Annotated in this window: 19 protein-coding genes; 10 read left to right on the top strand and 9 right to left on the bottom strand. The window is 61.4% G+C overall.

Features of this window, described 5'->3' with window-relative positions; translation table 11 throughout:
• Window positions 1–107 precede the first annotated feature (107 nt).
• The 3 genes from CPH57_RS24150 (at window position 108) to rluA (ending at window position 6,336) form a co-directional block, all read left to right on the top strand.
• Window positions 108–2,474, top strand: coding sequence for a DNA polymerase II (locus tag CPH57_RS24150; protein ID WP_096242807.1), 2,367 nt, complete (start codon window positions 108–110; stop codon window positions 2,472–2,474).
• Between the two features lie 247 nt (window positions 2,475–2,721).
• Window positions 2,722–5,628, top strand: a complete 2,907-nt coding sequence (gene rapA / locus CPH57_RS24145; RefSeq protein WP_047025192.1) for an RNA polymerase-associated protein RapA — start codon at window positions 2,722–2,724, stop codon at window positions 5,626–5,628.
• A 57-nt stretch (window positions 5,629–5,685) separates the two neighbouring features.
• Window positions 5,686–6,336: a bifunctional tRNA pseudouridine(32) synthase/23S rRNA pseudouridine(746) synthase RluA gene (gene rluA / locus CPH57_RS24140; RefSeq protein ID WP_033641835.1), complete on the top strand. Its 651-nt coding sequence runs from the start codon at window positions 5,686–5,688 to the stop codon at window positions 6,334–6,336.
• Window positions 6,337–6,381: 45 nt separating this feature from the next.
• Here rluA and djlA read toward each other — a convergent pair whose 3' ends face one another.
• Window positions 6,382–7,203, bottom strand: a complete 822-nt coding sequence (gene djlA / locus CPH57_RS24135; protein WP_025301546.1) for a co-chaperone DjlA — start codon at window positions 7,201–7,203, stop codon at window positions 6,382–6,384.
• Between the two features lie 228 nt (window positions 7,204–7,431).
• Between djlA and lptD the strand changes: the two genes are divergently transcribed.
• The 6 genes from lptD to apaH all read left to right on the top strand — a co-directional run bounded on the left by lptD (window position 7,432) and on the right by apaH (window position 14,193).
• Entirely contained in the window at window positions 7,432–9,792 is a 2,361-nt protein-coding gene (gene lptD / locus CPH57_RS24130; RefSeq protein ID WP_021505352.1) for an LPS assembly protein LptD, read from the top strand.
• Window positions 9,793–9,857: 65 nt separating this feature from the next.
• On the top strand, window positions 9,858–11,159 hold the full coding sequence (gene surA, locus CPH57_RS24125; protein ID WP_033641834.1) for a peptidylprolyl isomerase SurA: 1,302 nt from the start codon (window positions 9,858–9,860) through the stop codon (window positions 11,157–11,159).
• The gene (gene pdxA, locus CPH57_RS24120; RefSeq protein ID WP_369825800.1) at window positions 11,137–12,138 is read left to right on the top strand and encodes a 4-hydroxythreonine-4-phosphate dehydrogenase PdxA; all 1,002 of its coding nucleotides are present in this window, start codon (window positions 11,137–11,139) and stop codon (window positions 12,136–12,138) included. The genes surA and pdxA overlap by 23 nt, the downstream gene beginning before the upstream one ends.
• Complete coding sequence (gene rsmA / locus CPH57_RS24115; protein ID WP_033641833.1) at window positions 12,131–12,949, top strand: 16S rRNA (adenine(1518)-N(6)/adenine(1519)-N(6))-dimethyltransferase RsmA; 819 nt, start codon at window positions 12,131–12,133, stop codon at window positions 12,947–12,949. Before pdxA ends, rsmA begins: the two co-directional genes overlap by 8 nt.
• Before the next feature lie 12 nt (window positions 12,950–12,961).
• Entirely contained in the window at window positions 12,962–13,339 is a 378-nt protein-coding gene (apaG, locus tag CPH57_RS24110; RefSeq protein ID WP_015376624.1) for a Co2+/Mg2+ efflux protein ApaG, read from the top strand.
• Between the two features lie 2 nt (window positions 13,340–13,341).
• Complete coding sequence (gene apaH / locus CPH57_RS24105; RefSeq protein WP_033641832.1) at window positions 13,342–14,193, top strand: bis(5'-nucleosyl)-tetraphosphatase (symmetrical) ApaH; 852 nt, start codon at window positions 13,342–13,344, stop codon at window positions 14,191–14,193.
• Window positions 14,194–14,239: 46 nt separating this feature from the next.
• Here apaH and CPH57_RS24100 read toward each other — a convergent pair whose 3' ends face one another.
• The 4 genes from CPH57_RS24100 to CPH57_RS24085 form a co-directional block, all read right to left on the bottom strand.
• Complete coding sequence (locus tag CPH57_RS24100; RefSeq protein WP_096242806.1) at window positions 14,240–16,129, bottom strand: PhoX family phosphatase; 1,890 nt, start codon at window positions 16,127–16,129, stop codon at window positions 14,240–14,242.
• A 180-nt stretch (window positions 16,130–16,309) separates the two neighbouring features.
• Window positions 16,310–16,792 (bottom strand): type 3 dihydrofolate reductase, encoded by a 483-nt coding sequence (gene folA / locus CPH57_RS24095; protein WP_033637073.1) that lies wholly within the window; start codon window positions 16,790–16,792, stop codon window positions 16,310–16,312.
• A gap of 143 nt (window positions 16,793–16,935) precedes the next feature.
• Window positions 16,936–17,400, bottom strand: coding sequence for a threonine/serine exporter (locus CPH57_RS24090; protein WP_033651687.1), 465 nt, complete (start codon window positions 17,398–17,400; stop codon window positions 16,936–16,938).
• Window positions 17,397–18,197: a threonine/serine exporter ThrE family protein gene (locus CPH57_RS24085; protein WP_033641829.1), complete on the bottom strand. Its 801-nt coding sequence runs from the start codon at window positions 18,195–18,197 to the stop codon at window positions 17,397–17,399. The genes CPH57_RS24090 and CPH57_RS24085 overlap by 4 nt, the downstream gene beginning before the upstream one ends.
• 128 nt (window positions 18,198–18,325) lie before the next feature.
• On the opposite strand from CPH57_RS24085, the gene CPH57_RS24080 reads away from it, so the two are divergent.
• Window positions 18,326–18,940 carry a LysE family translocator gene (locus tag CPH57_RS24080; RefSeq protein WP_033641828.1) on the top strand — a complete coding sequence of 205 codons (615 nt, stop codon included), beginning with the start codon at window positions 18,326–18,328 and terminating at the stop codon, window positions 18,938–18,940.
• 35 nt (window positions 18,941–18,975) lie between these two features.
• Here CPH57_RS24080 and kefC read toward each other — a convergent pair whose 3' ends face one another.
• From kefC to carA, 4 genes are all read right to left on the bottom strand, one after another.
• A complete protein-coding gene (gene kefC, locus CPH57_RS24075) occupies window positions 18,976–20,829 on the bottom strand; it encodes a glutathione-regulated potassium-efflux system protein KefC (protein WP_096242805.1) in 1,854 nt (617 codons plus the stop codon).
• Complete coding sequence (gene kefF / locus CPH57_RS24070) at window positions 20,822–21,379, bottom strand: glutathione-regulated potassium-efflux system oxidoreductase KefF (RefSeq protein ID WP_033641826.1); 558 nt, start codon at window positions 21,377–21,379, stop codon at window positions 20,822–20,824. Before kefF ends, kefC begins: the two co-directional genes overlap by 8 nt.
• 170 nt (window positions 21,380–21,549) lie before the next feature.
• Window positions 21,550–24,774 (bottom strand): carbamoyl-phosphate synthase large subunit, encoded by a 3,225-nt coding sequence (gene carB / locus CPH57_RS24065; RefSeq protein ID WP_025301533.1) that lies wholly within the window; start codon window positions 24,772–24,774, stop codon window positions 21,550–21,552.
• A 16-nt stretch (window positions 24,775–24,790) separates the two neighbouring features.
• Window positions 24,791–25,939: a glutamine-hydrolyzing carbamoyl-phosphate synthase small subunit gene (gene carA / locus CPH57_RS24060; protein ID WP_071883584.1), complete on the bottom strand. Its 1,149-nt coding sequence runs from the start codon at window positions 25,937–25,939 to the stop codon at window positions 24,791–24,793.
• Window positions 25,940–26,201 lie beyond the last annotated feature (262 nt).

Raw genomic sequence — 26,201 nt, 5'->3', positions numbered from 1 at the left:
TGGACAATCACTGTATAAAAACCCATACTGTAATTTATCTATATTAGCGCCAAAACCGACATCACGCTGAACGTCGCACACGCCGCCCGGCGAAAAACGAAGGGGTTATGACAGCACTGCAACAGGGGTTCCTGCTCACTCGCCACTGGCGCGACACGCCCGCCGGCACCGAGGTCGAATTTTGGCTGGCGACCGACGCGGGCCCGCGCCAGCTGCGTCTGCCGCCGCAAACCTCGGTGGCGTTTATCCCCGCCGAACAAAGGCAGCGCGCGGAACTGCTGCTGCGAGAAGAGCGGCAAGTCGAACTGAAACCGCTGGCGCTAACGGATTTTCATCACCGGCCGATGCTGGGGCTGTACTGCCGCCAGCACCGTCAGCTCATCAAGCTGGAAAAACTGCTGCGGGAAGGCGGCGTTGCGGTCTACGAGGCCGACATTCGCCCGCCCGAGCGCTACCTGATGGAACGCTTCATTACCGCGCCGGTATGGTTCAACGGCCAGGGCGACGGCAATGGGCCGTTGCTCGGCGGCCAAATGAAGCCGGCGCCGGAGTACCGCCCAACGCTAAAACTGGTGTCGCTGGATATCGAAACCACCGCCCACGGCGAGCTTTACTCCATCGCGCTGGAAGGCTGCGGCCAGCGGCAGGTCTACATGCTGGGGCCGGCCAACGGCGGCGATGAGCCACTGGATTTCGATCTGGAATACTGCGCCAGCCGCCCTCAACTGCTGGAACGACTGAACGCGTGGCTGGAGCGTCACGATCCCGACGCCATCATCGGCTGGAACCTGGTGCAGTTCGATCTGCGGGTGCTGCAAAAGCACGCCGAGCGCTACCAAATCCCGCTGCGGCTGGGGCGCGGCGGCAACCTGCTGGAATGGCGCGAGCATGGTTTCAAGCAGAATCACTTTTTCGCCGCCGCCGCCGGCCGCCTGATCATCGACGGCATCGAGGCGCTGAAATCCGCCACCTGGAATTTTCCCTCCTTCAGCCTGGAATACGTTTCGCAGGAACTGCTGGGCGAAGGCAAGGCGATCGACAACCCTTATCAGCGCATGGCGGAGATCGACCGGCGCTTCGCCGAAGACAAGCCGGCGCTGGCCCGCTACAACCTGAAAGACTGCGAGCTGGTGACGCGGATTTTCGCCAAGGCCGATCTGCTCAACTTCCTGCTGGAGCGCGCCACCGTCACCGGGCTGGCGGCCGATCGCAGCGGCGGATCGGTGGCGGCCTTCAGCCACCTCTATATGCCGCGCATGCATCGCCTGGGCTTTGTCGCCCCCAACCTCGGCGAACAGCCGGAGGAACACAGCCCCGGCGGCTTTGTGATGGATTCCCGGCCCGGCCTGTACGACTCGGTGCTGGTGCTGGACTATAAAAGTCTGTACCCGTCGATCATCCGCACCTTCTTGATCGATCCGGTCGGGTTGGTGGAAGGCATGCGCCACCCAAACGACGCCGACTCGGTGCCCGGCTTTCGCAACGCCCGCTTCTCCCGCAGCAAACACTGCCTGCCGGCGATCGTCGAACAGATCTGGCAGGGGCGCGAGGCCGCCAAACGCCAGCACAACAAGCCCCTGTCGCAGGCGCTGAAGATCATCATGAACGCGCTTTACGGCGTGCTGGGATCGAGCGGCTGCCGCTTCTTCGATCCGCGGCTGGCGTCGTCGATCACCCTGCGCGGCCACGAGATCATGCGCCAAACCCGCGAGCTGATCGAAGCCGAAGGCTATCAGGTGATTTACGGCGACACCGACTCCACCTTCGTCTGGCTGAAACAGCCGCATGACGAGCAACAGGCGGCGCAGATCGGCCGGGCGCTGGTGCAACGGGTCAACGCCTGGTGGCAACAGCATCTGCAGCAGCAGTTCGGGCTGGAGAACGCGTTGGAGCTGGAGTTCGAAACCCACTATTCCCGCTTCCTGATGCCGACCATTCGCGGCGCCGAGCAGGGCAGCAAGAAACGCTACGCTGGCCTGATCGCGCGCGCCGACGGCCAGGAAGAGATGGTGTACAAAGGCCTGGAAACGGTGCGCACCGACTGGACGCCGCTGGCGCAGCAGTTCCAGCAGCAGCTCTATCAGCGCATCTTCAAACAACAGCCCTACCAGGACTATGTGCGCGACTACGTCGGCAAAACCCTGAACGGCGACTTCGACGATCAATTGGTGTACCGCAAACGGCTGCGCAGAAAGCTCGACGACTATCAGCGCAATGTGCCGCCGCACGCCCGCGCCGCGCGCATCGCCGACGACTACAACCGCAGTCAGGGGCGGCCGCTGCAGTATCAGAACGGCGGCTGGATCAGCTACGTGATGACCGTCGCCGGGCCGGAACCGCTGGAAACCCGCCATTCGCCCATCGATTATCAGCACTACCTCGAACGTCAGCTGCAACCGGTGGCAGACGCTATACTCCCTTTCTTGCACGACGACTTCACCACGCTGGTCACCGGGCAGATGGGGCTGTTTTGAGATTGCGCCAGGTTAAGAAAAATCATCCGGTTTTGCAGGTGACGAACGCGCCGCCTTCCATTACCATAGCGCCCTTCCCAAAACTGAACCACGCTTAGCCCTGCCGTCTCGCGACGTCTGCATGGCGTGAACGGCTATTGCCCGTCAAATTTAAAACAAACCGGGATTAACCGATGTTCAGTACAGGTGCCGCGGCCCTTCCCGCCCGGTAACAAGACTTACTTACAAAGAATCGAGCCGACAATATATGCCTTTTACTCTTGGTCAACGCTGGATCAGCGACACGGAAAGCGAATTAGGACTGGGCACCGTCGTGGCGCTGGATGCGCGCATGATTACCCTGCTTTTCCCCGCCACCGGTGAAAACCGCCTCTATGCCAGAAACGATTCGCCGATCACCCGCGTGATGTTCAACCCGGGCGATACCGTCAGCAGCCACGAGGGATGGCAGCTGCAGGTGGAAGAGGTGAAAGAGGAAAACGGTCTGTTGACCTATATCGGCACCCGCCTGGACACCCAGGAAAGCGGCGTGGCGATGCGCGAAGTGCTGCTGGACAGCAAACTGACCTTCAGCAAGCCGCAGGATCGCCTGTTCGCCGGCCAAATCGACCGCATGGACCGTTTCGCGCTGCGTTTTCGCGCCCGCAAATACCAGAGCGAGCAGTATCGCCTGCCGTTCGCCGGCCTGCGCGGCATGCGCGCCAGCCTGATCCCGCACCAGCTGCACATCGCTCATGAAGTCGGCCAGCGCCATGCGCCGCGCGTTCTGTTGGCGGACGAAGTCGGCCTCGGCAAAACCATCGAAGCCGGCATGATCATCCACCAGCAACTGCTGGCGGGCCGCGCCGAGCGCGTGCTGATCGTGGTGCCGGAAACGCTGCAGCACCAGTGGCTGGTGGAGATGATGCGCCGCTTCAACCTCTACTTCTCGCTGTTCGACGACAGCCGCTACGCCGAAGCCAAGCTCGACAGCAGCAACCCGTTCGAGACCGAACAGCTGGTGATCTGCTCGCTGGACTTCGTGCGCCGCAACAAGCAGCGCCTGGAAGAGCTGGCGGACGCCCAGTGGGATCTGCTGGTGGTCGATGAAGCGCACCACCTGGCCTGGAGCGAAGAAGCGCCGAGCCGCGAATATCAGGTGATCGAACAGCTGGCCGAGCATATCCCCGGCGTGCTGCTGCTGACCGCCACCCCGGAACAGCTGGGCCAACAGAGCCACTTTGCGCGCCTGCGCCTGCTCGATCCGAACCGTTTCCACGACTACGGCGAGTTCGTCGCCGAACAGCAGAAATACCGTCCGGTGGCCGACGCCGTCACCCTGCTGCTGAGCGGTGAACGCCTGGCCGACGACAAGCTGAACCTGCTGGGCGAGCTGATCGACGAGCAGGACATCGAACCGCTGCTCAAAGCGGCCAACAGCGAAGGCGACAACGCCGAGCAGGCGCGCCAGGAGCTGGTGGCCATGCTGATGGATCGCCACGGCACCAGCCGCGTGCTGTTCCGCAACACCCGCAACGGCGTGAAGGGCTTCCCGCACCGCAACCTGCACCAGATCAAGCTGCCGTTGCCGACCCAGTATCAGACCGCGATCAAAGTGTCCGGCATCATGGGCGCCAAGAAATCCGTCGAAGCGCGCGCGCGCGACATGCTGTATCCGGAGCAGATCTACCAGGAATTCGAAGGCGAGAACGCCACCTGGTGGAACTTCGACCCGCGCGTCGAATGGTTGCTGGATTACCTGCTGGCCAACCGCAACGAAAAAGTGCTGGTGATCTGCGCTAAAGCCGATACCGCGCTGCAGCTGGAGCAGGTGCTGCGCGAGCGTGAAGCGATCCGCGCCGCGGTGTTCCACGAAGGGCTGTCGATCATAGAGCGCGACCGCGCCGCCGCCTACTTCGCCTCCGAAGAGGAAGGCGCGCAGGTGCTGCTGTGTTCCGAGATCGGCTCCGAAGGCCGCAACTTCCAGTTCGCCAGCCAACTGGTGATGTTCGATCTGCCGTTCAATCCGGATCTGCTGGAACAGCGCATCGGCCGTCTGGACCGTATCGGCCAGATGCACGATATCCAAATCATGGTGCCTTACCTGGAGCACACCGCACAGGCGGTGCTGGGCCGCTGGTTCCACGAAGGGCTCGACGCCTTCGAACACACCTGCCCGACCGGCCGCACCATCTACGACAGCTGCTACGAGCAGTTGATCGGCTATCTGGCCGCGCCGACCGAGCAGGAGGGCCTGGACGAATTCATCCACGCCTGCCGCCAACAGCATGACCAGTTGAAAGCGCAGCTGGAACAAGGCCGCGACCGCCTGCTGGAGATGCACTCCAACGGCGGCGACAAAGCCCAGGCGCTGGCCGCCGCCATCGCCGAGCAAGATAACGACGTTAACCTGGTGGGCTTCGCGCTCAACCTGTTCGACATCGTCGGCATCAATCAGGAAGATCGCAGCGACAACCTGATCGTGCTCACGCCGTCCGACCATATGCTGGTGCCGGACTTCCCGGGCCTGCCGCAGGACGGCTGCACCGTCACCTTCGATCGCGATCAGGCGCTGTCGCGCGAAGACGCGCAGTTCGTCAGCTGGGAACACCCGATCATCCGCAACGGTCTGGATCTTATCCTGTCCGGCGATACCGGCAGTTGTGCGGTGTCCCTGTTGAAAAACAAAGCGTTGCCGGTCGGCACCTTGCTGGTTGAGCTGGTGTACGTGGTGGAAGCCCAGGCGCCGAAGCACCTGCAGCTGACCCGCTTCCTGCCGCCGACGCCGATCCGCATGCTGATGGACCGCAAGGGCACCAACCTGGCGGCGCAGGTCGAGTTCGAAAGCTTCAACCGCCAGTTGAACGCGGTCAACCGCCACACCTCCAGCAAGCTGGTCAACGCCGTGCAGCAAGACGTGCACGCCATGCTGCAGCAGGCGGAAAGCCTGGTGGAAGCGCAGGCTCGCACGCTTATCGAACAGGCGAAGCAAGAGGCGGACGACAAGCTGAGCGCCGAGCTGGCACGTCTGGAAGCGCTGAAGGCGGTCAACCCGAACATCCGCGACGACGAAGTCGAGACGCTGGAGTTCAATCGCCGTCAGGTGCTGGCCAACCTCAATGAAGCCGGCTGGCGTCTCGACGCCATTCGTCTGGTGGTGGTCACCCACCAGTAACCGGCGCGACGCGGGGAGGTGGTTGCCTCCCCGTTCGGCCCTTTTCGCGGAGCCAAGATGGAACCCTACAATCCCCCGCAGGACCCGCTGCACATCCTGTATCAGGATGAACACATCATGGTGGTCAACAAGCCCAGCGGCTTGCTGTCGGTGCCCGGCCGCGCGCCGGAAAACAAAGACAGCCTGATGACCCGCATTCAGGCCGATCATCCGGCCGCCGAATCGGTGCACCGGCTGGATATGGCCACCAGCGGGGTGATCGTGGTGGCGCTCAACAAGGCCGCCGAGCGTGAGCTGAAGCGTCAGTTTCGCGAACGCGAACCGAAGAAATCCTATATCGCCCGCGTTTGGGGGCATATGGCGCATGACGAAGGGTTGGTGGATTTGCCGCTGATCTGCGACTGGCCGAACCGGCCGCTGCAAAAGGTGTGTTTTGACACCGGCAAAGCGGCGCAGACGGAATATCTGGTGCTGTCGCGCGACGCCGACGGCAGCACCCGCGTGAAGCTGACGCCGATCACCGGCCGCTCGCATCAGCTGCGGGTGCACATGCTGGCGCTGGGACACCCGATCCTCGGCGACGGTTTCTACGCCCCGCCGGAGGCCAAAGCGATGGCGCCGCGGCTGCAGCTGCATGCGCAAGAGCTGCGCATCACCCACCCCGCCTTCCAGACGCCGATGCACTTTCGCGCCGAGCCGGATTTCTGAACCACATATTAAACGGGCCCGGCATGCCGGGCCCGCTTTCATCGCTTATTTAAAACCTTTCTCGCGTTTGATCAGGTCGTACGCCGCCTGGATCTCCTGCGCTTTCTGCTTGGCCATTTCCATCATCTCCGGCGGCAAGCCTTTCGCCACCAGCTTATCCGGATGATGTTCGCTCATCAGCTTGCGGTAGGCGCGTTTGATGGTGGCGGCATCGTCGCTGCTGCGCACGCCGAGCACCTTGCACGCATCGTCGAGCGTCGGGCCGCGCTGAGCCTGCTGATAGCCGCCCTGCGAATACCCGCCCTGCTGACCACCGCCGAACTGACGCCCGCCCTCCATCATGCTGAGGAACTGATCGAACTGCGCGCGCGAAATGCCCAGCTCTTCGGCGATGACATACAGCACCTGACGTTCGTTCGGGTGCAGCGAGCCGTCGGCGAACGCCGCCTGAATCTGAATTTCCAGAAACATCCGAATCAGATCGAAGCGGCCGAAACAGATGCTGCGGAACTGCTGCAGCGTCTCACGCAGCGGGAACTGGCTCTGTTTGCCCTCGCGGAACGCCTGCTGCGCCGCAGTGCGGGCTTCGCCGTGCAGCTGCAGGCGATCCATGAACAGGCTGGCGATCTGGATATCCGCCTCGGTGACGCGTCCTTTGGATTTGGTCAGGTGGCCCATAACCTGAAAAGTGGTGCGGAAAAACAGCGTTTGCCGCGTTTGCTGGTCGGTGAAAAACCCCCGGCTGCGCTTGTTGCTGCGCGCCGTATCGATCATATGACCGATAATCAGCCCCAGAACTACACCCCAGAATCCCGCGCCAGACCAGATGGCGACGATGACGCCGAGCAGTTTTCCCCAATACTGCATATACTCCTCAATTATCATGCCGAAAGCCGCCCGCTCTCCTCCGTTTCAGGAAAGGGCGCAGGCGATTTTTCCTAGAATTTGGATTATCATACCTGTCATTTATCTTTGCGCCTAACGACGACGCAAGTAAACGGCTGGATTTAGCACTAGCGCAACGCAGATGAGTAATATAGTCTCTGACCGTTTGCCGGACACGACGCCTCTGATGACGGAACACCAAAACCGCGTATGAAAAAAAGTTTCCCAACACTGCTGGCCACGATGATTTGGACGGCACTCTACAGTCAGCATGCGCTGGCTGATCTGGCCGAGCAATGCATGCTTGGCGTTCCTGTTTACGACAAGCCTTTGGTCAGCGGCGATCCGAACAGCCAGCCGGTGACCATCAATGCCGATGACTCGCGCGCCGACTACCCGAAAAGCGCCCTGTTCAGCGGCAACGTGCATATCGAGCAGGGCAACAGCACCCTGACCGCCAAAGAAGTTGAGCTGAATCAGACGCAAAACCCCGGCCAGACGGAACCGGTGCGTACCGTCACCGCCACCGGCGACGTGCACTACAGCGACAATCAGATCAAACTGAAAGGCCCGAAGGCCTGGTCTAACCTGAATACCAAAGATACCGACGTCTATGAAGGCGACTACCAGATGGTAGGCCGTCAGGGGCGTGGCGACGCCGACAAGATGAAAATGCGCGGCGCCAACCGTTACACCATCCTGGAAAACGGCACCTTTACCTCCTGTCTGCCGGGCGACGACAGCTGGAGCGTGGTCGGTTCCGAAGTGATCCACGATCGCGAAGAGCAGGTGGCGGAAATATGGAACGCCCGCTTCCGCATCGGTGGCGTGCCGGTGTTCTACAGCCCGTACTTGCAGCTGCCGGTCGGCGACAAGCGCCGTTCCGGCTTCCTGATCCCGAACGCCAAGTACGGCAGCAACAACGGCTTCGAGTTCATGTTGCCGTATTACTGGAACATCGCGCCGAACTACGACGCCACCATTACCCCGCACTATATGTCCAAGCGCGGCCTGCAGTGGCAGACCGAGTTCCGTTATCTGGTGCAGCCGGGCCTCGGCCTGATGGAGTTCGACTGGTTGCCGGACGATAAGGAATACGGCAAAGATCATGACGACAACAAACGCTGGCTGTTCTACTGGAACCACAACGGCGTTATGGATCAGGTGTGGCGCTTCAACGTCGATTACACCAAGGTCAGCGATTCCAAGTACTTCACCGATCTGGACTCCAAATACGGCTCCACCACCGACGGCTACGCCACGCAGAAATTCAGCCTCGGCTACGCCAACGAGAACTGGAACGCCACGCTGAGCTCCAAGCAGTTCCAGATTTACGACGATACCGATCGCTCACAGTCGGACTCGTATAAAGTCCAGCCGCAGTTGGATCTGAACTACTACAAGAACGACCTCGGCCCGTTCGATTTCCATATTTACGGCCAGGCGGCCAAGTTCACCAGCGTCAACCCATACAGCCCGGACGCCACCCGTCTGCATATGGAACCGACGCTGAGTCTGCCGCTCACCAACGGCTGGGCCAGCCTGAACACCGAAGCCAAGGTGATGGCGACCCATTACCAGCAGGATATTCCTGACGGTTTCGCCGCCAACTACCAGAGCCGCAAAAACGCTGCCGCGCCGGAGCTCGATGATTCGGTCAACCGCGTACTGCCGCAGTTCAAAGTCGACGGCAAGCTGGTGTTCGAGCGGCCGATGATCTGGGCCGAAGGCGCCACCCAGACGCTGGAGCCGCGCGTGCAGTACCTGTACGTGCCGTACCGCGACCAGAGCAACATCTACACCTACGACACCACGCTGCTGCAGACCGACTACTCCGGCCTGTTCCGCGATCGCACCTACAGCGGCCTGGATCGCATCGCTTCGCAGAACCGCGTGTCTACCGGTTTGACCACGCGCATTTATGATGACGCGCTGGTTGAACGTTTTAACGCTTCCGTGGGTCAAATCTACTACTTCAGCCGTTCGCGCACCGGCGATCGGGTAACCGGGTACGACAACAACGACGATACCGGCAGCGTGGCCTGGGCCGGCGATACCTATTGGAAAATCGACGATCGTTGGGGCCTGCGCGGCGGCCTGCAGTACGACACCCGCCTGAACAGCGTCTCGCTGGGCAACGGCGTGGTGGAATACCGCCAGGATGCCGAGCGCGTAGTGCAGCTGAACTACCGTTACGCCACGCCGGAATATATCCAGACGGCGTTGAACACCAAAACGGTTCCGGCCTTCCAGGACGGCATCTCGCAGGTGGGCATCACCGGCAGCTGGCCGATCGCCGATCGTTGGGCGGTGGTCGGGGCGTACTACTACGACACCCGCGCCAAACAATCCGCCGATCAGCTGGTGGGGCTGAAGTACAACACCTGCTGCTGGGCGGTGACGCTGGGCTATGAGCGCAAGATCACCGACTGGAACAACAGCAACAATACCAGCGTTTACGACAACAGAGTTTCGTTCAACGTCGAACTGCGCGGCCTGAGCAGCGATCATAGTCTCGGCTCCGCAGAAATGCTGCGCTCCGGCATTCTGCCGTATCAGCGCGCATTCTGACGCTTTGCAACACTTTGAAAACGAGAACTTTCACCCGCATTTGCGGATTACATAATGGGAAATGTATGAAGAACTGGAGAACGCTTATTCTCGGATTGGTGGTTTGCGCCAATGCCGCGTTCGCAGCACCCCAAGAAGTGGATAAAGTCGCCGCCGTCGTGGATAACGGCGTGGTACTCGAAAGCGACGTCAACGGACTGTTGCAGTCGGTGAAGCTCAACGCCCAGCAGGCTGGTCAGCAACTGCCGGACGACAAGACGCTGCGCCATCAGATCATCGAACGCCTGATCATGGATAACATCCAGCTGCAGATGGCCAAGAAAATGGGCATCACCGTCTCCGACGCCGATCTGGACAAAGCGATCGCCAACATCGCCGCGCAGAACCGCATGAGCGTCGATCAGCTGCGCAGCCGCCTGTCGTACGAAGGGCTGAACTACAACACCTACCGCGCGCAGATCCGCAAAGAGATGCTGATCTCCGAAGTGCGCAACAACGAAGTGCGCCGCCGCGTCACCATCCTGCCGCAGGAAGTGGACGCGCTGGCCAAACAGGTGGGCGCGCAGAACGGCAGCGACACCGAAATGAACATCAGCCACATCCTGATCCCGCTGCCGGAGAACCCGTCGCAGCAGCAGGTCGACAAAGCCGAAGAGCTGGCCAAACGCCTGGTGGGCGAGATCAACAGCGGCGCCGACTTCGGCAAGCTGGCGATCACTTACTCCGCCGACTCTCAGGCGCTGAAAGGCGGCAACATGGGCTGGGGCAAGCTGCAAGAGATCCCGACCCTGTTCGCTGAACGCCTGGTCAGCGCCAAGAAAGGTGACGTCGTCGGCCCAATCCGTTCCGGCGTCGGCTTCCACATCCTGAAAGTCAACGACATCCGCGGCGCCAGCCAGTCGGTGTCGGTCACCGAAGTGCACGCCCGTCACATCCTGCTGAAACCTTCGGTGGTGCTGACCGACGACCAGGCGCGCGCCAAACTGCAATCCGTGGCGGAAGCGATCAAGAGCGGCCGCGCCAAATTCGCCGACGAAGCCAAACAGCTGTCGCAGGATCCGGGTTCCGCCATGCAGGGCGGCGATCTGGGCTGGGCTTCCCCGGACATCTACGATCCCGCCTTCCGCGATGCGTTGCTCAAGCTGAGCAAAGGTGAGATCAGCGCGCCGGTGCACTCTTCCTTCGGTTGGCACCTGATTCAGCTGCTGGATACCCGTCAGGTGGATAAGACCGACGCCGCGCAGAAAGATCGCGCTTACCGCATGCTGTTCAACCGTAAGTTCGCCGAAGAGGCGCAGACCTGGATGCAGGAACAGCGCGCCCAGGCTTACGTGAAGATCCTCGATGGCAGCGATGCACAGCAATAAACGCGTCGTCATTACCCCCGGCGAACCCGCCGGGGTGGGGCCGGATTTGGTAGCCGCCCTGGCGCAACAGGATTGGCCTGTTGAGCTGGTGGTGTGCGCCGATCCGGCCCTGTTGCTTGAACGCGCCCAATGTTTGGGCCTGCCGCTGACGCTGCGCGACTACCAGCCGCAGCAGCCGGCCGAGGCGCAACGCGCCGGCACACTGACCGTGCTGCCGGTGTCGCTCGCTCAGCCGGTCACCGCCGGTGAACTGAACGTCGGCAACAGTGCCTACGTGGTGGAAACCCTGGCGCGCGCCTGTGACGGCTGCCTGAACGGCGAGTTTGCCGCCTTGATCACCGGCCCGGTGAACAAGGGCGTGATCAACGACGCCGGCGTGCCGTTTATCGGCCATACCGAATTCTTTGCCGATCGCAGCCGCTGCGATCGCGTGGTGATGATGCTCGCGACCGAAGAGCTGCGCGTGGCGCTGGCGACCACCCACCTGCCGCTGCTGGCGGTGCCGGGCGCCATCACGCAGCAGAGCCTGTTCGAAGTCATTCGCATCCTCGACCACGATCTGAAAACCAAATTTGGCATCGCCCAGCCGCACATTTACGTCTGCGGTCTGAATCCCCACGCCGGGGAAGGCGGCCATATGGGGCGCGAAGAGATAGACACCATCATCCCGGCGCTCGACGCGCTGCGCGCTGACGGTATCCATCTTGTCGGCCCGCTGCCGGCGGACACCCTGTTCCAGCCCAAATATCTGCAAGATGCCGATGCGGTGCTGGCGATGTATCACGATCAGGGACTGCCGGTGCTAAAATACCAAGGGTTCGGCCGCGCGGTGAATATCACCCTCGGTTTGCCTTTCATACGCACCTCGGTCGACCACGGTACCGCTCTGGAACTGGCCGGCACCGGCACCGCCGATGTCGGCAGTTTCCAAACGGCCCTGAATCTCGCCATTAAAATGATAATTAATTGTAATGAATAACAGAGTCCACCAAGGGCACTTTGCCCGCAAACGCTTTGGACAAAACTTTTTAACCGATCAGTTTGTCATCGATAGCATTGTCTCCGCCATTCACCCGCAGCCGGGCGAAGCGGTGGTCGAGATCGGCCCCGGCCTCGGCGCTTTGACCGAACCGGTCGGCGCGCGCATGGACCGCATGACGGTGATCGAACTGGACCGCGATCTGGCCACTCGGCTGGAGAATCACCCGCAGCTGAAAGACAAGCTGACCATCCGCCAGCAGGACGCCATGACGGTGAATTTCGCCGAACTGGCCGAGGAGGCTGGCCAACCGCTGCGCGTATTTGGTAACCTGCCGTACAATATTTCGACGCCGCTGATGTTCCACCTTTTCAGCTATACTCAGGCAATCCGCGACATGCACTTTATGTTGCAGAAAGAGGTGGTCAACCGTCTGGTGGCCGGCCCTAACAGCAAGGCCTACGGGCGTTTGACCGTGATGGCGCAGTACTACTGCAACGTCATCCCGGTGCTGGAAGTGCCGCCGACCGCGTTCGCGCCGCCGCCGAAGGTCGATTCCGCCGTGGTGCGCCTGGTCCCGCACACCGAGCTGCCGAACCCGGTGGGCGACGTGCGCATGCTGAGCCGCATCACCACGCAGGCGTTCAATCAGCGGCGGAAAACCATCCGCAATAGCCTGGGCGATCTGTTCACGCCGGAGCAGCTGACGGAGCTGGGCGTCGATCCGTCGCTCAGAGCAGAGAATATTTCTGTGGCGCAGTACTGCAAGCTGGCGAACTGGCTGTCAGCCAATCCGGCGCCGCAGCAATAAGGAGTTGTTGTCATGATTGATTCGCCCCGCGTGTGTATTCAGGTTCAGAGCATCTATGTGGAATCACAGTCGATCCCTGAAGAAGAGCGTTATGTCTTCGCCTATACCATTACCATCCGCAATCTGGGGCGGACCAACGTGCAACTGCTGGGCCGTTACTGGCTGATCACCAACAGCAACGGCCGCCAAACCGAAGTCCAGGGCGAAGGCGTGATCGGCGAACAGCCCGTCATTCCGCCCGGTGGAGAGTTTCAGTACACCAGCGGCGCCATTCTGGAAACGCCGCTGGGCACCATGGAAGGCCATTACGAAATGGTTGACCATCAGGGTCAGCCGTTCCGCACCGCTATTCCCGTGTTCCGCTTAGCCATTCCAACGCTGATCCATTAATTATGTCGACATACCTTATCGGCGACGTTCACGGCTGTTTCGATGAACTGAAGTCGCTGCTGGCTCAGGTTGCGTTCGATCCCGAGCGCGATCAACTGTGGCTGACCGGCGATCTGGTGGCGCGCGGCCCCGCCTCGCTGGACGTGCTGCGCTATGTGCGCTCGCTCGGCCCGGCGGTGCGCATGGTGCTGGGCAACCACGATCTGCACCTGCTGGCGGTTTACGCCGGCATCAGCCGCAACAAACCCAAAGATCGCATCACGCCACTGCTGGAAGCGCCGGACGCCGACGAGCTGATCAACTGGCTGCGCCGCCAACCGGTGCTGCAGGTGGATGATGAGCAAAAACTGGTGATGGCCCACGCCGGCATCACCCCGCAGTGGGACATCGACACCGCGAAAATGTGCGCGCGCGAAGTGGAGGCGGTATTGAGCAGCGACAGCTATCCGCTGTTCCTCGACGCCATGTACGGCGACATGCCGAACAACTGGGCGCCGGAGCTGAGCGGCCTGGCGCGTCTGCGTTTCAGCACCAATGCGCTGACGCGCATGCGCTACTGCTTCCCCAACGGCCAGCTTGACATGATCTGCAAAGATGCGCCGGGCAGCGCGCCGGCGCCGCTGAAGCCGTGGTTCGAGCTGCCGCGCCTGGTGGACCCGGAATACACCATCATCTTCGGCCACTGGGCCTCGCTGGAAGGCAAGGGTACGCCGGAGGGCGTGATCGGGCTGGATACCGGCTGCTGCTGGGGCGGCGATCTGACGATGCTGCGCTGGGAAGACCGCCGTTACTTCACGCAGCCCGCCAATCGCGGCGAAGCGCCTGACCACGCCGGCAGATTAGCCGCATCCTGAAACGATAAAGGCGGCCCGGTGGCCGCCTTTGTTCTGTATTGCCACCTTACGCCCCAATCACTCCGCCATCTTCACGCGTGATCATCAACACCGATGAACGCGGGCGCGGGCTGTTGTTCGGGAAGTGCGAATCGCCTTCTTCTCCGGGATGCTGTACGTTGACGAACATCGTCTTGTAGTCCGGGGTGAAGGTGATGCCGGTCAGTTCGCAGGACTTCGGCCCCACCATGAAACGGCGGATCTCGCCACTGACCGGATCGCCCACCAGCATCTGGTTGTTGCCCTGCCCGACGTAATCGCCCTTGTTGCTGTACTTGCCGTCGGTGAGGATCCACAGACGGCCGGCGCGATCGAAACCCAGCCCGTCCGGGCTGTTGAAGGTATTTTCCGCCGTGATGTTCGGCGTGCCGCGGTTGACGCCTTCGGGGTGGGCAATCGGGTTGCCGCACAGCGCATAGATGTCCCAGGCGAAGACGTCGACGGTGGCGTCGCCGCCCTCGTCCCAGCGAATGATTTGGCCGTAGATATTGTTCGGTCGCGGGTTGGCGGCGTTCAACGGCATCCCTTCCTCGCCGCGCTTGCTGTTGTTAGTCAGCGTGCAGTACGCGCGTCCGTCATGCGGGTTCACCGCGATCCACTCCGGGCGATCCATTTTGGTGGCGCCGACCTGCTGCGCCGCCTTGCGGGCGAAGATCAGCACTTCGGCCTCATCGCGGAAACCGTTCTCCGGCGTCAGGCCGTTCTTGCCGAACTCAAGCGCAATCCAGCGCCCTTTGCCCTTCAGCGGCGTGCCGGCTTCATCGCCGTCGAACTGCGCCACGTACAGCGTCCCCTCATCCAGCAGCGTACGATTGTTGGCCGGATTGGCGGCGTCGACCACGCCTTTGGAGACGTACTTATAGATATGTTCGCCGCGCTCGTCGTCGCCCATATACACCACCAGACGGCCGTCTTTGGCCACGGTCACCGCCGCGTTTTCATGTTTGAAACGGCCGAGCGCGGTGTGCTTGATGGGCGTCGAGGTCGGATTCAACGGATCGATCTCGACAATCCAGCCGTGACGGTTGAATTCGTTGGGATTCTTCGCCACATCAAAACGCTCGTCATAGTCCGGCCAGTTGCGTTCCGGTTCGCTGACCTTCAGCGTGTAGCGCTTCTGTTCCGGCGTGGTTCGATAATCGGCCTGACGGGTGCCGAAATAGGTGTCGAAGTTTTCCTCGCAGGTCAGGTAGGTGCCCCACGGCGTCTTGCCGTTGGCGCAGTTGCCGAAGGTGCCCAGCACCTTGCGGCCGCTCGGATCGGCGGCGGTCTGCAACAACGGATGTCCGGCGGCCGGGCCGCTGAATTGCATCTCGCTGTTGGCGGTGATGCGGCGGTTATAGCGCGACGGGCGCTCCACCTCCCAGCGCTGGCCGTCGCCGAGCCGCTTGACCGCGACAATGGAGACGCCGTGCGCCGCCTGCGATTTGCGCACCTCTTCCAGGCTGGTGGCCTTGGCGCCGCCGTGGGCGAACAGGTACTGCTCGTTAACGTATTCGTTATTGATGGCCATCACGCCGTGATTGTCATCGATAGGGAAGAAGCTCATGCCATCGTTGTTGTCGCCAAACTGTTTTTCCTGATCGGCGGCGCTGTTGTTGCCCTGCGGATCGAAGGCCGGCGCGCCGTCCACCAGCGGCTCGCCCCAGGAGATCAGTACCTCGGCGCGGTAGCCCGGCGCTATCGTCACTTCATCGGCGGTAGACGCGGCGATGCCCCGGAAGCCCAGCAGCGTGTTCGGCGGCAGATCCTCGGCTAACGCCTCGGTGGAGACCGACCAGATGCCGCCGCCGAGAAAACCGGCCAGGCCGACGGCGCCGGCGCTGCCAAGCAGCAGCTTGCGGCGAGTGGGATCGATCAGGCGGTCGGCGTCTAATTGCTCAATTTGCTTGGTCATAACGTGGTTACCTTTTTAGTTATGGCGCCGCGGTCAAGATTCACCAGAGTTGCCGTGACGCTCGGAGTTGGGCTTCATACTAATCAGGTAATGTGACGGAAAGGTTACGAATGACCGGCGCAAAAAGACCGGGGGCGCAATTGCTTGCGCCCCCGGGGATGACTGGCTAACGCGCTGAGATCAGCGGCGCTGCAGGATTTCGAAGCAGTAGCTGTGCGAGTTCAGATCGTCGGCGTCGTGGAATTCGCTGAACGTGGTTTCCCACTCGTCCGGCTCGTAATCCGGGAAGTGAGTATCGCCGCCGACTTCGGCGTCGATGTGTGTCAGGTACAGGCGATCGGCGCGCGGCAGCAACTGGGTATAGATGCGCCCACCGCCGATCACCATCACTTCTTCCACCTCACCCGCGGCGGCCAGCGCCTCATCCAGCGAGGTCACCCAGGTCACCCCGGCGGCATTGCCCGGGCGGCTGCTCAAAACGATATTGTGGCGGCCCGGCAGCGGGCGGCCGATGGATTCGAAGGTCTTGCGGCCCATAATAACCGGCTTATTCAACGTGTTGCGTTTAAACCACGCAAGGTCCGCCGGCAGGTGCCACGGCATGGCGTTTTCCATGCCAATAACGCGATCCGCCGCCAAGGCAGCGATCAGGCTGATAATCATTGTTTAACCCTGTGTAGGCAGCAAAATTGGTGACACTATACGTAAAGGCCTGAGTGCCGTCGATAGGCTAATCAAGCAAGATGAATATATAAGATAGCTCTTATCAGCATATCTAATAACCAACGTTCTTTTGCCGGGGAATTTCACACGCCGGGGCGTTTGCGGTACAACCACAGGCCCGGTAACGACAGGCCGATCGACAACGCGCCGACGATGAAACTGGCCTTGAGGAAGTTGGTGATCATGGTCTCCATCAAAGCCTCGCTGTAGCCCAGATGCGAGATCTCTACCACAGTTATCATCGCGGTATAGGCGGAAATGCCGGGGAACATCGGGATCACCGCCGCCACGGTGAACACCTTCGGGTGCGCCAACAGCCAGCGCGACCAATAGATACCGATGATGCCGATCAGGATCGCCGCCAGCAGCGACGCCCACTCGATGTTCATGCCCACGTGCATCATCAGCATGCGCGAGCCGCGCCCGATTGCCCCGAGCAACGCGCAATAGCGCAGCGCGCGCAGCGGCACGTTGAACACCATGGCGAAGCCCAGCGCCGGCACCGCCGCCAACAGCATCTCCTGCAACAATGCCCACAGCAGACTCATGACCACCCCCGCAGATCCCACAGCGACATCGCCATCACCACGCCGATACAGGTCGCCAGCGTCAACAGGCTGGCCATCGCCCAGCGCGCCAGCCCGGTGTTGACGTGCCCCTTGAACATGTCGGCCACCGCGTTGATCAGCGGGAAGCCCGGCACCAGCAGCAGCACGCTGGCGGCCATCGCCACGCTCGAAGTCTCTTTAAACACCGGCAGGCGCAGCAGCAGCCCGGATATCGACGTAGCGACAAACGCCGTCAGGCAAAAATTGATCAGCGGATTCATATGGCGGGCGGTGAGGATCTGGCGCACCAGCATCGCCGCGCCGCTGGCGATAAAAGTCACCAGGAAGGCGTCGCCGCCGCCGCCGTTGAGCATGCTGAAACACCCGCAGGACAACCCCACCATCAGCACCACCAGCCAGCGCGGATAGCGCAGCGGCCGGATCTTTTCGAAGCGCCGCGCCACGTCGTGCGTATCCGCCAGATGATGCTCGGCGAGGATCACGATATGCTGCACTTCCGTCACCACCTGCATATTGATGCCGCGATCGACATTCTTGCGGGTCGTGGTCAGGCAGGCGCCGTGGCTGAGGGTGGTCAACACCACCGCATTGGCGGAGATTGAACTTTCCACGCTGTCCATCCCCAGCGCCAACCCCAGGCGGGTGGACAACTGCTCCACCACCGTGCTCTCGGCGCCGTGCTGCAACAGCAGCAGCGCGCATTGAATGCACAAGCGGGTGATTTCACGCTGTTGCCGGTGCGGTTCCGGCCTGTCTGTGGCGGTAGTCTGCTGCATGGTGCTCCGTTGCTGGCGATAGATGAATTATTATCATAGAGCCTAACAATACCTCATTGGGTTGATGCGCATCAGAGGAAGCGGCGTTATTATCGCCAACATGCTGCCTTTTGCGCGAGACGCCTCCCATGCTTGAAACTTCACTGTTCGTCGCCGGCATTGCCGCCCTCGGCATGCTTTCCCCCGGCCCGGATTTTTTCCTGGTGATCAAAAACGCCGCCCGCTACCCGCGTCTGGCCGCCATGATGACCGCCTTCGGCGTGATCTGCGGCGTCGCCACCCACATGTCCTACTGCGTCGCCGGGCTGGCGGTGGTGATCACCACCACGCCGTGGCTGTTCAACCTGCTGAAATACGCCGGGGCGGTCTATCTGGTGTGGATCGGCATCCAGGCGCTGCTGTCGCGCGGCGGCGGCAAAATGAACGTCAGCAATCTGCCGCAGCTACAGGTCAGCCTGAAGAGCGCCTTTGCGCAAGGCTACCTGTGCAACCTGCTGAACCCGAAAGCCACCCTGTTCTTCCTGGCGGTCTTCACCCAGGTGTTGCAGATCGATTCCGGCCTGGGCGACAAGCTGTGGTACGCGGGGATTATTCTCGGCCTGTCGGTCATCTGGTGGCCGCTACTGGTGTTCCTGATCCAAAGCGGTCCGGTGCGCCGCGGGTTGGAAAAGACCCAGAAGATCGTCGACAAGCTGCTGGGCGGTATGCTGATCGCCTTGGGCATCAAGGTCGCACTGAGCTAAGCAAAAAAAGGGGCGCCGATCTGGCGCCCCTCCCCTTATCCTTTGGCTTCCACCACTTCGTCTTCCGGCGCCTTGCCGTCGATACTGCCGCGCCAGCCGGTCTGCTGCACCCGCGCCAGCCGATTCTGATCCTGCTCGATGGCCGCGCTGAGCATCTCCTTGGCCCGCTGCAGGCTGGCGATACGGAATTCAGTATCCTGGTAATTATCCAGCGTATCTTCCAGCATCTTCAGGTTATAGCGACGGAAAGTGTCCGCTTTCTCGCGCGCCTCATAGGCGTCCAGCCCCAGCAGCTCCAGCGTTTCACGGCCGACGCGCAGCGAGCTTTCGAAGGTTTCGCGCTCCGGTTTTTCCACCCCCAACTGCCGCAACTGATACCAATGATCGACGTCGCGCGCCCGCGCCACCACTTTCAGATGCGGGAAGTGCTGCCTGGCCAGCTCGGTTAACGCCAGGCTGTCCTCCACATCGTCGATGGCGTTGATCAGCACCTTGGCGTGAGCGGCGCCGGCCGCCTCCAGCAGATCGGCGCGCGTGGCGTCGCCGTAGAACACCTTGGTGTCGAATTTACGCAGCGTTTCGATATGGTCCGGATCGTGATCCAGTACCACGGTGTGCACGCCGTTGGCCAACAGTAAACGACCGGCGATCTGGCCGAAACGGCCGAAGCCGGCGATGATCACGCTGGCGTTCTCGTCATCAATGACGTCAGCCGGGCGATCCTCTTTCGGCGCATTTTTTTCCAGCTGCGCGGCGATCACCAACAGCAGCGGGGTGGCCGCCATCGACAGCGCCACCGCCAGCGTCAGCGACTTGGCCCATTCAACCGGCAAGACGCCGGCCAGCTGCGCGGCGCTGAAGATCACGAAGGCGAACTCACTGCCCTGCCCCAGCAGAATGGCGAACAGGCCGCGCTGGCGCTTCGGCACCCTGAGCAGCGGGCCGATCAGCCACAGCAACGCCGCCTTGATAAGCATAAAGCCCAGCAGCAACGAGGCGATCAGCAACGGATGATGGAACAGCGTGCCGAAGTCGATCGACATGCCGACGCCGATGAAAAACAGCCCCAGCAGCAACCCTTTGAACGGCTGAATATCGCTCTCCAGCGCGTGGCGATATTCCGAGCTCGCCAACAGCACCCCGGCGAGGAACGCCCCCATCGCCATCGACAACCCGGCCATCTCCAGCAGGATGCCAAAGCCGAACACCAGGAACAGCGCCACGGCGCTGAACACCTCGCGCATACCCGAACGGGCGACGAAGTGCAGCAGCGGGCGGGTGACGTAGCGGCCAAGCAGCACCACCATCGTCAACGCGCCCACCACTTTGGCCGCCGACAGTACGAAAGCGCCCAGCGTCGTGGTGGCGCCGCTGCTGGCCAGCAGCGGAATCATCGCCACCAGCGGGATCGCCGCGATATCCTGGAACAGCAACACCGCAAACGCGCTGCGGCCGATCGGCGACGGCGTCAAATTGCGTTCGCTCATCGCCTGCATGGCGATGGCGGTCGATGAGAGCGCCAGCGTCAAACCGATCAGCAGCGCCACCTTCCAGTTGAGGCCGAGGAAGTAGCAGAAGGCGCTCAGCGCCAGGCCGCAGCCCACCATCTGAATGCTGCCGCCGCCGAACACCGAGGCGCGCAGCGTCCACAGCCGTTTGGGATCCAGCTCCAGGCCGATGATAAACAGCATCAGCACCACGCCGATCTCGGCGAAGGTCAGGATAGACTCGGCATCCGACACCAGCTTCAGCCCCCAGGGGCCGATAATGCAGCCGGCGATCAGGTAACCGAGCACCGAACCCAGCCCCAGGCGCACCGCAATCGGCACGAACAGCGCGGCGGAACCGAGATAGATCAGCCCCTCGATCATCATGTGGTGGTTATCCATGGCTGGCCTCCCGGGTTTCCGCTTCGGCATGTTCCATCAGATAGTCGACCAACCGCTGCCGGTAGGCTTCGCCGGCGGCGATCAGCGCCGGTTCGTTGCAGGTAAAGGTGTTGTGCAGGGCGAAGTACGGCTGCCAGTTCATGCCGCAATAAATCGCCGTGGCCTGCAGCGGCTGCGCCAGCGCGGCGAAGTTGGGAAAATCGCCCAGTTCGAAATGGTGCTCGTCACCGCCGCTGGTCACCGCCCACAGGCAGTCTTTGCCCACCAGCGCGTTGCCGTCGTGGCCATAGGCCCAGCCGTGCTCCAGCACTTTGTCGATCCACAGCTTCAACAGCGGCGGGAAGCTGTACCACTGCATCGGATGCTGCAGCACCACCATGTCGGCGCGCTCCAGCGCCTGTTGCTCGGCGTTGATATCGATATTGAAATCGGGGTACAGCTCATACAGCGAGCGCACCTCCACCTCGGGAAGATCCCTCACCGCCTGCAGCAGGCGGTGATTGGCATGCGAATGCCGGGGATACGGGTGAGCATAAATTATCAGAATCATTGTTATCGTCGTTCCTTCGTTCCTTGCCAATACACCAAGCATATACCAATCACACAGAGTGACAGTTTGCCCACTGATTGATAGCGGAAATTTTTAACGCCAGCCTACAAATTCACTGAATAAAAAAGGGCGCTGCATCTGCAGCGCCCTGGCGTAGCGTTCGCGCGCGGTTACTTACCAATACGCGCGTGCATTTCCTGCACCGATGTCACCTGCTCGGTCGGATCCGCTTTCAGCGCCATCGCGGTGGCGAAGCCGCCGTTCAGCGTGGTGTCGTAGTGCACCTTGTACTGCAGGGCGCTGCGGCGAATCAGCTTGGAGTCCTCAATCGCCTGACGGCCTGCCGTGGTGTTGACGATGTAGGTGTACTCGCCGTTCTTGATACGGTCCTGAATGTGCGGACGCCCTTCGTGCACCTTGTTGACCAGGCGCGGGTTGATGCCCGCTTCGCCCAGCACCACCGCGGTGCCGTGGGTCGCGTCCAGCTCAAAGCCCTGCTTCAGCAGGCTGGCGGCCAAATCGACCACGCGAGCCTTGTCGCCTTCGCGCACCGACAGCAGCGCGCGGCCCTGTTTCTTCATGCCCGAGTTGCTGCCCAGCATCGCTTTGGAGAAAGCTTCCGCGAAGGTGCGGCCCACACCCATCACTTCCCCGGTAGAGCGCATTTCCGGCCCCAAAATCGGGTCGACGCCCGGGAATTTGTTGAACGGCAGCACCACTTCTTTCACCGAGTAGTACGGCGGGATGATCTCTTCGGTCACGCCCTGTTCAACCAGCGTTTTGCCCGCCATCACGCGCGCGGCCACTTTGGCCAGCGGCACGCCGGTCGCTTTGGACACGAACGGCACGGTACGCGCGGCGCGCGGGTTGACTTCAATCAGGTAAACTTCGTTGTCCTTCACCGCGAACTGCACGTTCATCAGGCCGCGCACCTGCAGCTCGAACGCCAGTTTTTCCACCTGGCGACGCATCACGTCCTGAATTTCCTGGCTCAGGGTGTACGCCGGCAGCGAACACGCGGAGTCGCCGGAGTGCACGCCCGCCTGCTCGATGTGCTCCATGATGCCGCCAATCAGCACGCGCTCGCCGTCGCAGATAGCATCGACGTCCACTTCCACCGCATCGTCCAGGAAGCGGTCCAGCAACACCGGCGCATCGTTAGACACGCTGACCGCGGTCTGGAAGTAGCGGCGCAGGTCGGTTTCGTCATAGACGATTTCCATCGCCCGGCCGCCCAGCACGTAGGAAGGACGCACCACCAGCGGATAACCGATGCCCGCCGCCTTCTCGACCGCCTGCTCGATGGCGGTGACGGTGGCGTTGGCCGGCTGCTTCAGGCCCAGGCGGTTGACCGCCTGCTGGAAGCGTTCGCGGTCTTCGGCACGGTCGATGGCGTCCGGGCTGGTGCCGATGATCGGCACGCCTGCGGCTTCCAGCTCGCGCGCCAGCTTCAGCGGGGTCTGGCCGCCGTACTGCACGATTACGCCTTTCGGTTTCTCGATGCGCACGATTTCCAGCACGTCTTCCAGGGTCACCGGCTCAAAGTACAGGCGGTCCGAGGTGTCGTAGTCGGTGGAGACGGTTTCCGGGTTGCAGTTGACCATGATGGTCTCGTAACCGTCTTCACGCAGCGCCAGCGAAGCGTGCACGCAGCAGTAGTCGAACTCGATGCCCTGGCCGATACGGTTAGGCCCGCCGCCCAGCACCATCACTTTCGGGCGGTCGTTGGTCGGGTTGGACTCGCACTCTTCTTCATAGGTGGAGTACATGTAGGCGGTGTCGGTAGCGAATTCCGCCGCGCAGGTATCCACGCGCTTGTACACCGGGTGCAGGCCGTGGCTGTGGCGCAGCTTGCGAATTTCGCTCTCGGCGACGCCGGCCAGCTTGGCCAGACGCGCATCGGCGAAGCCCTTGCGCTTCAACGTGCGCAGGAAGTCTTTGTCCAGGCCGTTGATGCCCGCTTCGGCTACCTGCTCTTCCAGGCGCACCAGCTCTTCAATCTGCACCAGGAACCAGCGATCGACGTTGGTCAGGTTGAAGACGCCGTCGACCGACAGACCGGCGCGGAAGGCGTCGGCGATGTACCAGATGCGGTCGGAACCGGCGTCTTTCAGCTCGCGGCGGATTTTGGTCAGCGCTTCCGGATCGTCCAGGCTCACTTTCGGATCGAAGCCGGTGGCGCCCACTTCCAGACCGCGCAGCGCTTTCTGCAGCGACTCTTGCTGAGTGCGGCCGATGGCCATCACTTCGCCGACCGACTTCATCTGGGTAGTCAGGCGATCGTTGGCGCCGGCGAACTTCTCGAAGTTGAAGCGCGGGATCTTGGTCACGACGTAGTCGATGGACGGCTCGAACGACGCCGGGGTGCGGCCGCCGGTGATGTCGTTCATCAGCTCATCGAGGGTATAGCCCACCGCCAGTTTGGCGGCGATCTTGGCGATCGGGAAGCCGGTGGCTTTCGACGCCAGCGCCGAAGAGCGCGACACGCGCGGGTTCATCTCGATGACAATCAGGCGGCCGGTTTTCGGGTTAACCGAGAACTGCACGTTGGAGCCGCCGGTTTCAACGCCGATCTCACGCAGCACCGCCATCGAGGCGTTGCGCATGATTTGGTATTCCTTATCGGTCAGGGTCTGGGCCGGCGCAACGGTGATCGAGTCGCCGGTGTGGATGCCCATGGCGTCGAAGTTTTCGATGGAGCAAACGATGATGCAGTTGTCGTTCTTATCACGCACCACTTCCATCTCGTATTCTTTCCAACCGATCAGCGATTCGTCGATCAGCAGCTCGTTGGTCGGCGACAGGTCCAGACCGCGTTCGCAGATCTCTTCGAACTCTTCGCGGTTGTAGGCGATGCCGCCGCCGGTGCCGCCCATGGTAAAGGAAGGACGGATGATGCACGGGAAGCCGACGTCAGCGGCTACCGCCAGCGCTTCTTCCATGGTGTGCGCGATGCCGGAACGCGCGGTATCCAAACCGATTTTCTTCATCGCCACGTCGAAACGGCGGCGGTCTTCGGCCTTGTCGATGGCATCGGCAGTTGCGCCGATCATGGTGACGCCGAACTCGGCCAGCACGCCCTGACGCTCCAGCTCCAGCGCGCAGTTCAGCGCCGTCTGGCCGCCCATGGTCGGCAGAACCGCATCCGGACGCTCTTTTTCGATGATCTTGCGCACCACTTCCCAGTGGATCGGCTCAATGTAGGTCGCATCGGCCATTTCCGGGTCGGTCATGATGGTCGCCGGGTTGGAGTTGACCAGAATGACGCGGTAGCCCTCTTCGCGCAGCGCTTTACACGCCTGGGCGCCCGAGTAGTCGAACTCACACGCCTGGCCGATAACAATCGGGCCAGCGCCGAGGATCAGGATGCTTTTTATGTCTGTACGTTTTGGCATTTTTTACTGCTCCTGATTATTTGGCGTTAGAACGGTAAGTCTCAATCAGTTCGATAAAGTGATCGAACAGCGGCGCGGCGTCGTGCGGGCCTGGGCTGGCTTCCGGGTGCCCCTGGAAGCTGAACGCCGCCTTGTCGGTGCGGTGAATGCCCTGCACCGTGTGGTCGAACAGCGATTTGTGCGTCACGCGCAGATTCGCCGGCAGGTCGTTTTCATCGACGGCGAAGCCGTGGTTCTGCGCGGTGATCATCACCGTGTTGTTGTCCAGATCCTTCACCGGGTGGTTGCCGCCGTGGTGGCCGAGCTTCATCTTCATGGTTTTCGCCCCGCTGGCCAGCGCCAGCAGCTGGTGACCCAGACAGATGCCGAACACCGGAATGTCGGTTTCCAGGAACTGCTTGATGGCGGCGATGGCGTAGTCGCACGGCTCCGGGTCGCCCGGGCCGTTGGACAGGAAGATGCCGTCCGGATTCATTTTCAGCACCTCGTCGGCCGGGGTCTGCGCCGGCACCACGGTCAGGCGGCAACCGCGATCCACCAGCATGCGCAGGATGTTGCGCTTGGCGCCGTAGTCGTAAGCCACCACGTGGAACGGCAGTTCCGCGGCGGTTTTGGCTTCCGGCAGGTCGCCTTCAAGCGTCCAGCTGCCTTGCTGCCAGCTGTAGGCCTCTTGAGTGGTGACCTCTTTCGCCAAATCCATGCCCTTCAACCCCGGGAAACCTTGCGCCTTGGCCAGAGCCAGCGCGGCATCCGGCGAATCGGCGGCGACGATGCAGCCGTTCTGGGCGCCCTTCTCGCGCAGCAGGCGAGTCAACTTACGGGTATCGATATCGGCGATCGCCACGATGTTGTGACGCTTGAGGTAGTCGGACAGGCTTTCTTCACTGCGGTAGTTGCTGGCGATCAGCGGGAGGTCACGAATGACGAGGCCTTGGGCGTGTACTGCGGAGGATTCTTCGTCGGAAGCATTGGTGCCGACATTGCCGATATGAGGATAAGTAAGAGTAACGATCTGGCGGGAATAGGAAGGATCAGTGAGGATTTCTTGATAACCGGTCATCGACGTATTGAAGACCACTTCCCCCACTGCCGTTCCCTCTGCCCCGATGGCCCGACCGTGGAATTGGGTTCCGTCTTCCAGAACCAATAGCGCTGACTTTATCAAAACATCCTCCGAGGAATAATCAATCACAATATTTGCATATTAATTCAGATATCGCGATCTAAATCAATGCAAAAACCGTCCGCGAGGCCAATTTTTGGCAAATTGGGCGCATTTTAATGATGAGTGTTCCGCTTGTCTACCCAAACCGCCATTTTTTGTTTTATTTTTGCAGTTCTCGATGCCCAAGCGGCTTGAGCTGCCATAAAAACACAGAAAACCGGGGCTGGAAAACGGTTGCGGGGAGGAATGACGGAAAACGGCG

It is taken from the genome of Serratia sp. JKS000199 (assembly GCF_900215455.1).
Lineage (GTDB): Bacteria > Pseudomonadota > Gammaproteobacteria > Enterobacterales > Enterobacteriaceae > Serratia > Serratia ureilytica.
The sequence above is the reverse complement of the archived record's forward strand: the minus strand, read 5'-3'. Positions and strand labels throughout refer to the sequence as shown.

Bases quoted from the DNA above. Each gene is read 5' to 3' on its own strand.
- kefC (WP_096242805.1), bottom strand. From the start codon at position 20,829: ATGGATAACCACCACATGATGATCGAGGGGCTGATCTATCTCGGTTCC.
- kefF (WP_033641826.1), bottom strand. From the start codon at position 21,379: ATGATTCTGATAATTTATGCTCACCCGTATCCCCGGCATTCGCATGCC.
- carB (WP_025301533.1), bottom strand. From the start codon at position 24,774: ATGCCAAAACGTACAGACATAAAAAGCATCCTGATCCTCGGCGCTGGC.
- apaH (WP_033641832.1), top strand. From the start codon at position 13,342: ATGTCGACATACCTTATCGGCGACGTTCACGGCTGTTTCGATGAACTG.
- CPH57_RS24150 (WP_096242807.1), top strand. From the start codon at position 108: ATGACAGCACTGCAACAGGGGTTCCTGCTCACTCGCCACTGGCGCGAC.
- apaG (WP_015376624.1), top strand. From the start codon at position 12,962: ATGATTGATTCGCCCCGCGTGTGTATTCAGGTTCAGAGCATCTATGTG.
- CPH57_RS24085 (WP_033641829.1), bottom strand. From the start codon at position 18,197: ATGCAGCAGACTACCGCCACAGACAGGCCGGAACCGCACCGGCAACAG.
- folA (WP_033637073.1), bottom strand. From the start codon at position 16,792: ATGATTATCAGCCTGATCGCTGCCTTGGCGGCGGATCGCGTTATTGGC.
- surA (WP_033641834.1), top strand. From the start codon at position 9,858: ATGAAGAACTGGAGAACGCTTATTCTCGGATTGGTGGTTTGCGCCAAT.
- rluA (WP_033641835.1), top strand. From the start codon at position 5,686: ATGGAACCCTACAATCCCCCGCAGGACCCGCTGCACATCCTGTATCAG.
- djlA (WP_025301546.1), bottom strand. From the start codon at position 7,203: ATGCAGTATTGGGGAAAACTGCTCGGCGTCATCGTCGCCATCTGGTCT.
- CPH57_RS24090 (WP_033651687.1), bottom strand. From the start codon at position 17,400: ATGAGTCTGCTGTGGGCATTGTTGCAGGAGATGCTGTTGGCGGCGGTG.
- rsmA (WP_033641833.1), top strand. From the start codon at position 12,131: ATGAATAACAGAGTCCACCAAGGGCACTTTGCCCGCAAACGCTTTGGA.
- pdxA (WP_369825800.1), top strand. From the start codon at position 11,137: ATGGCAGCGATGCACAGCAATAAACGCGTCGTCATTACCCCCGGCGAA.
- CPH57_RS24080 (WP_033641828.1), top strand. From the start codon at position 18,326: ATGCTTGAAACTTCACTGTTCGTCGCCGGCATTGCCGCCCTCGGCATG.
- rapA (WP_047025192.1), top strand. From the start codon at position 2,722: ATGCCTTTTACTCTTGGTCAACGCTGGATCAGCGACACGGAAAGCGAA.
- lptD (WP_021505352.1), top strand. From the start codon at position 7,432: ATGAAAAAAAGTTTCCCAACACTGCTGGCCACGATGATTTGGACGGCA.
- CPH57_RS24100 (WP_096242806.1), bottom strand. From the start codon at position 16,129: ATGACCAAGCAAATTGAGCAATTAGACGCCGACCGCCTGATCGATCCC.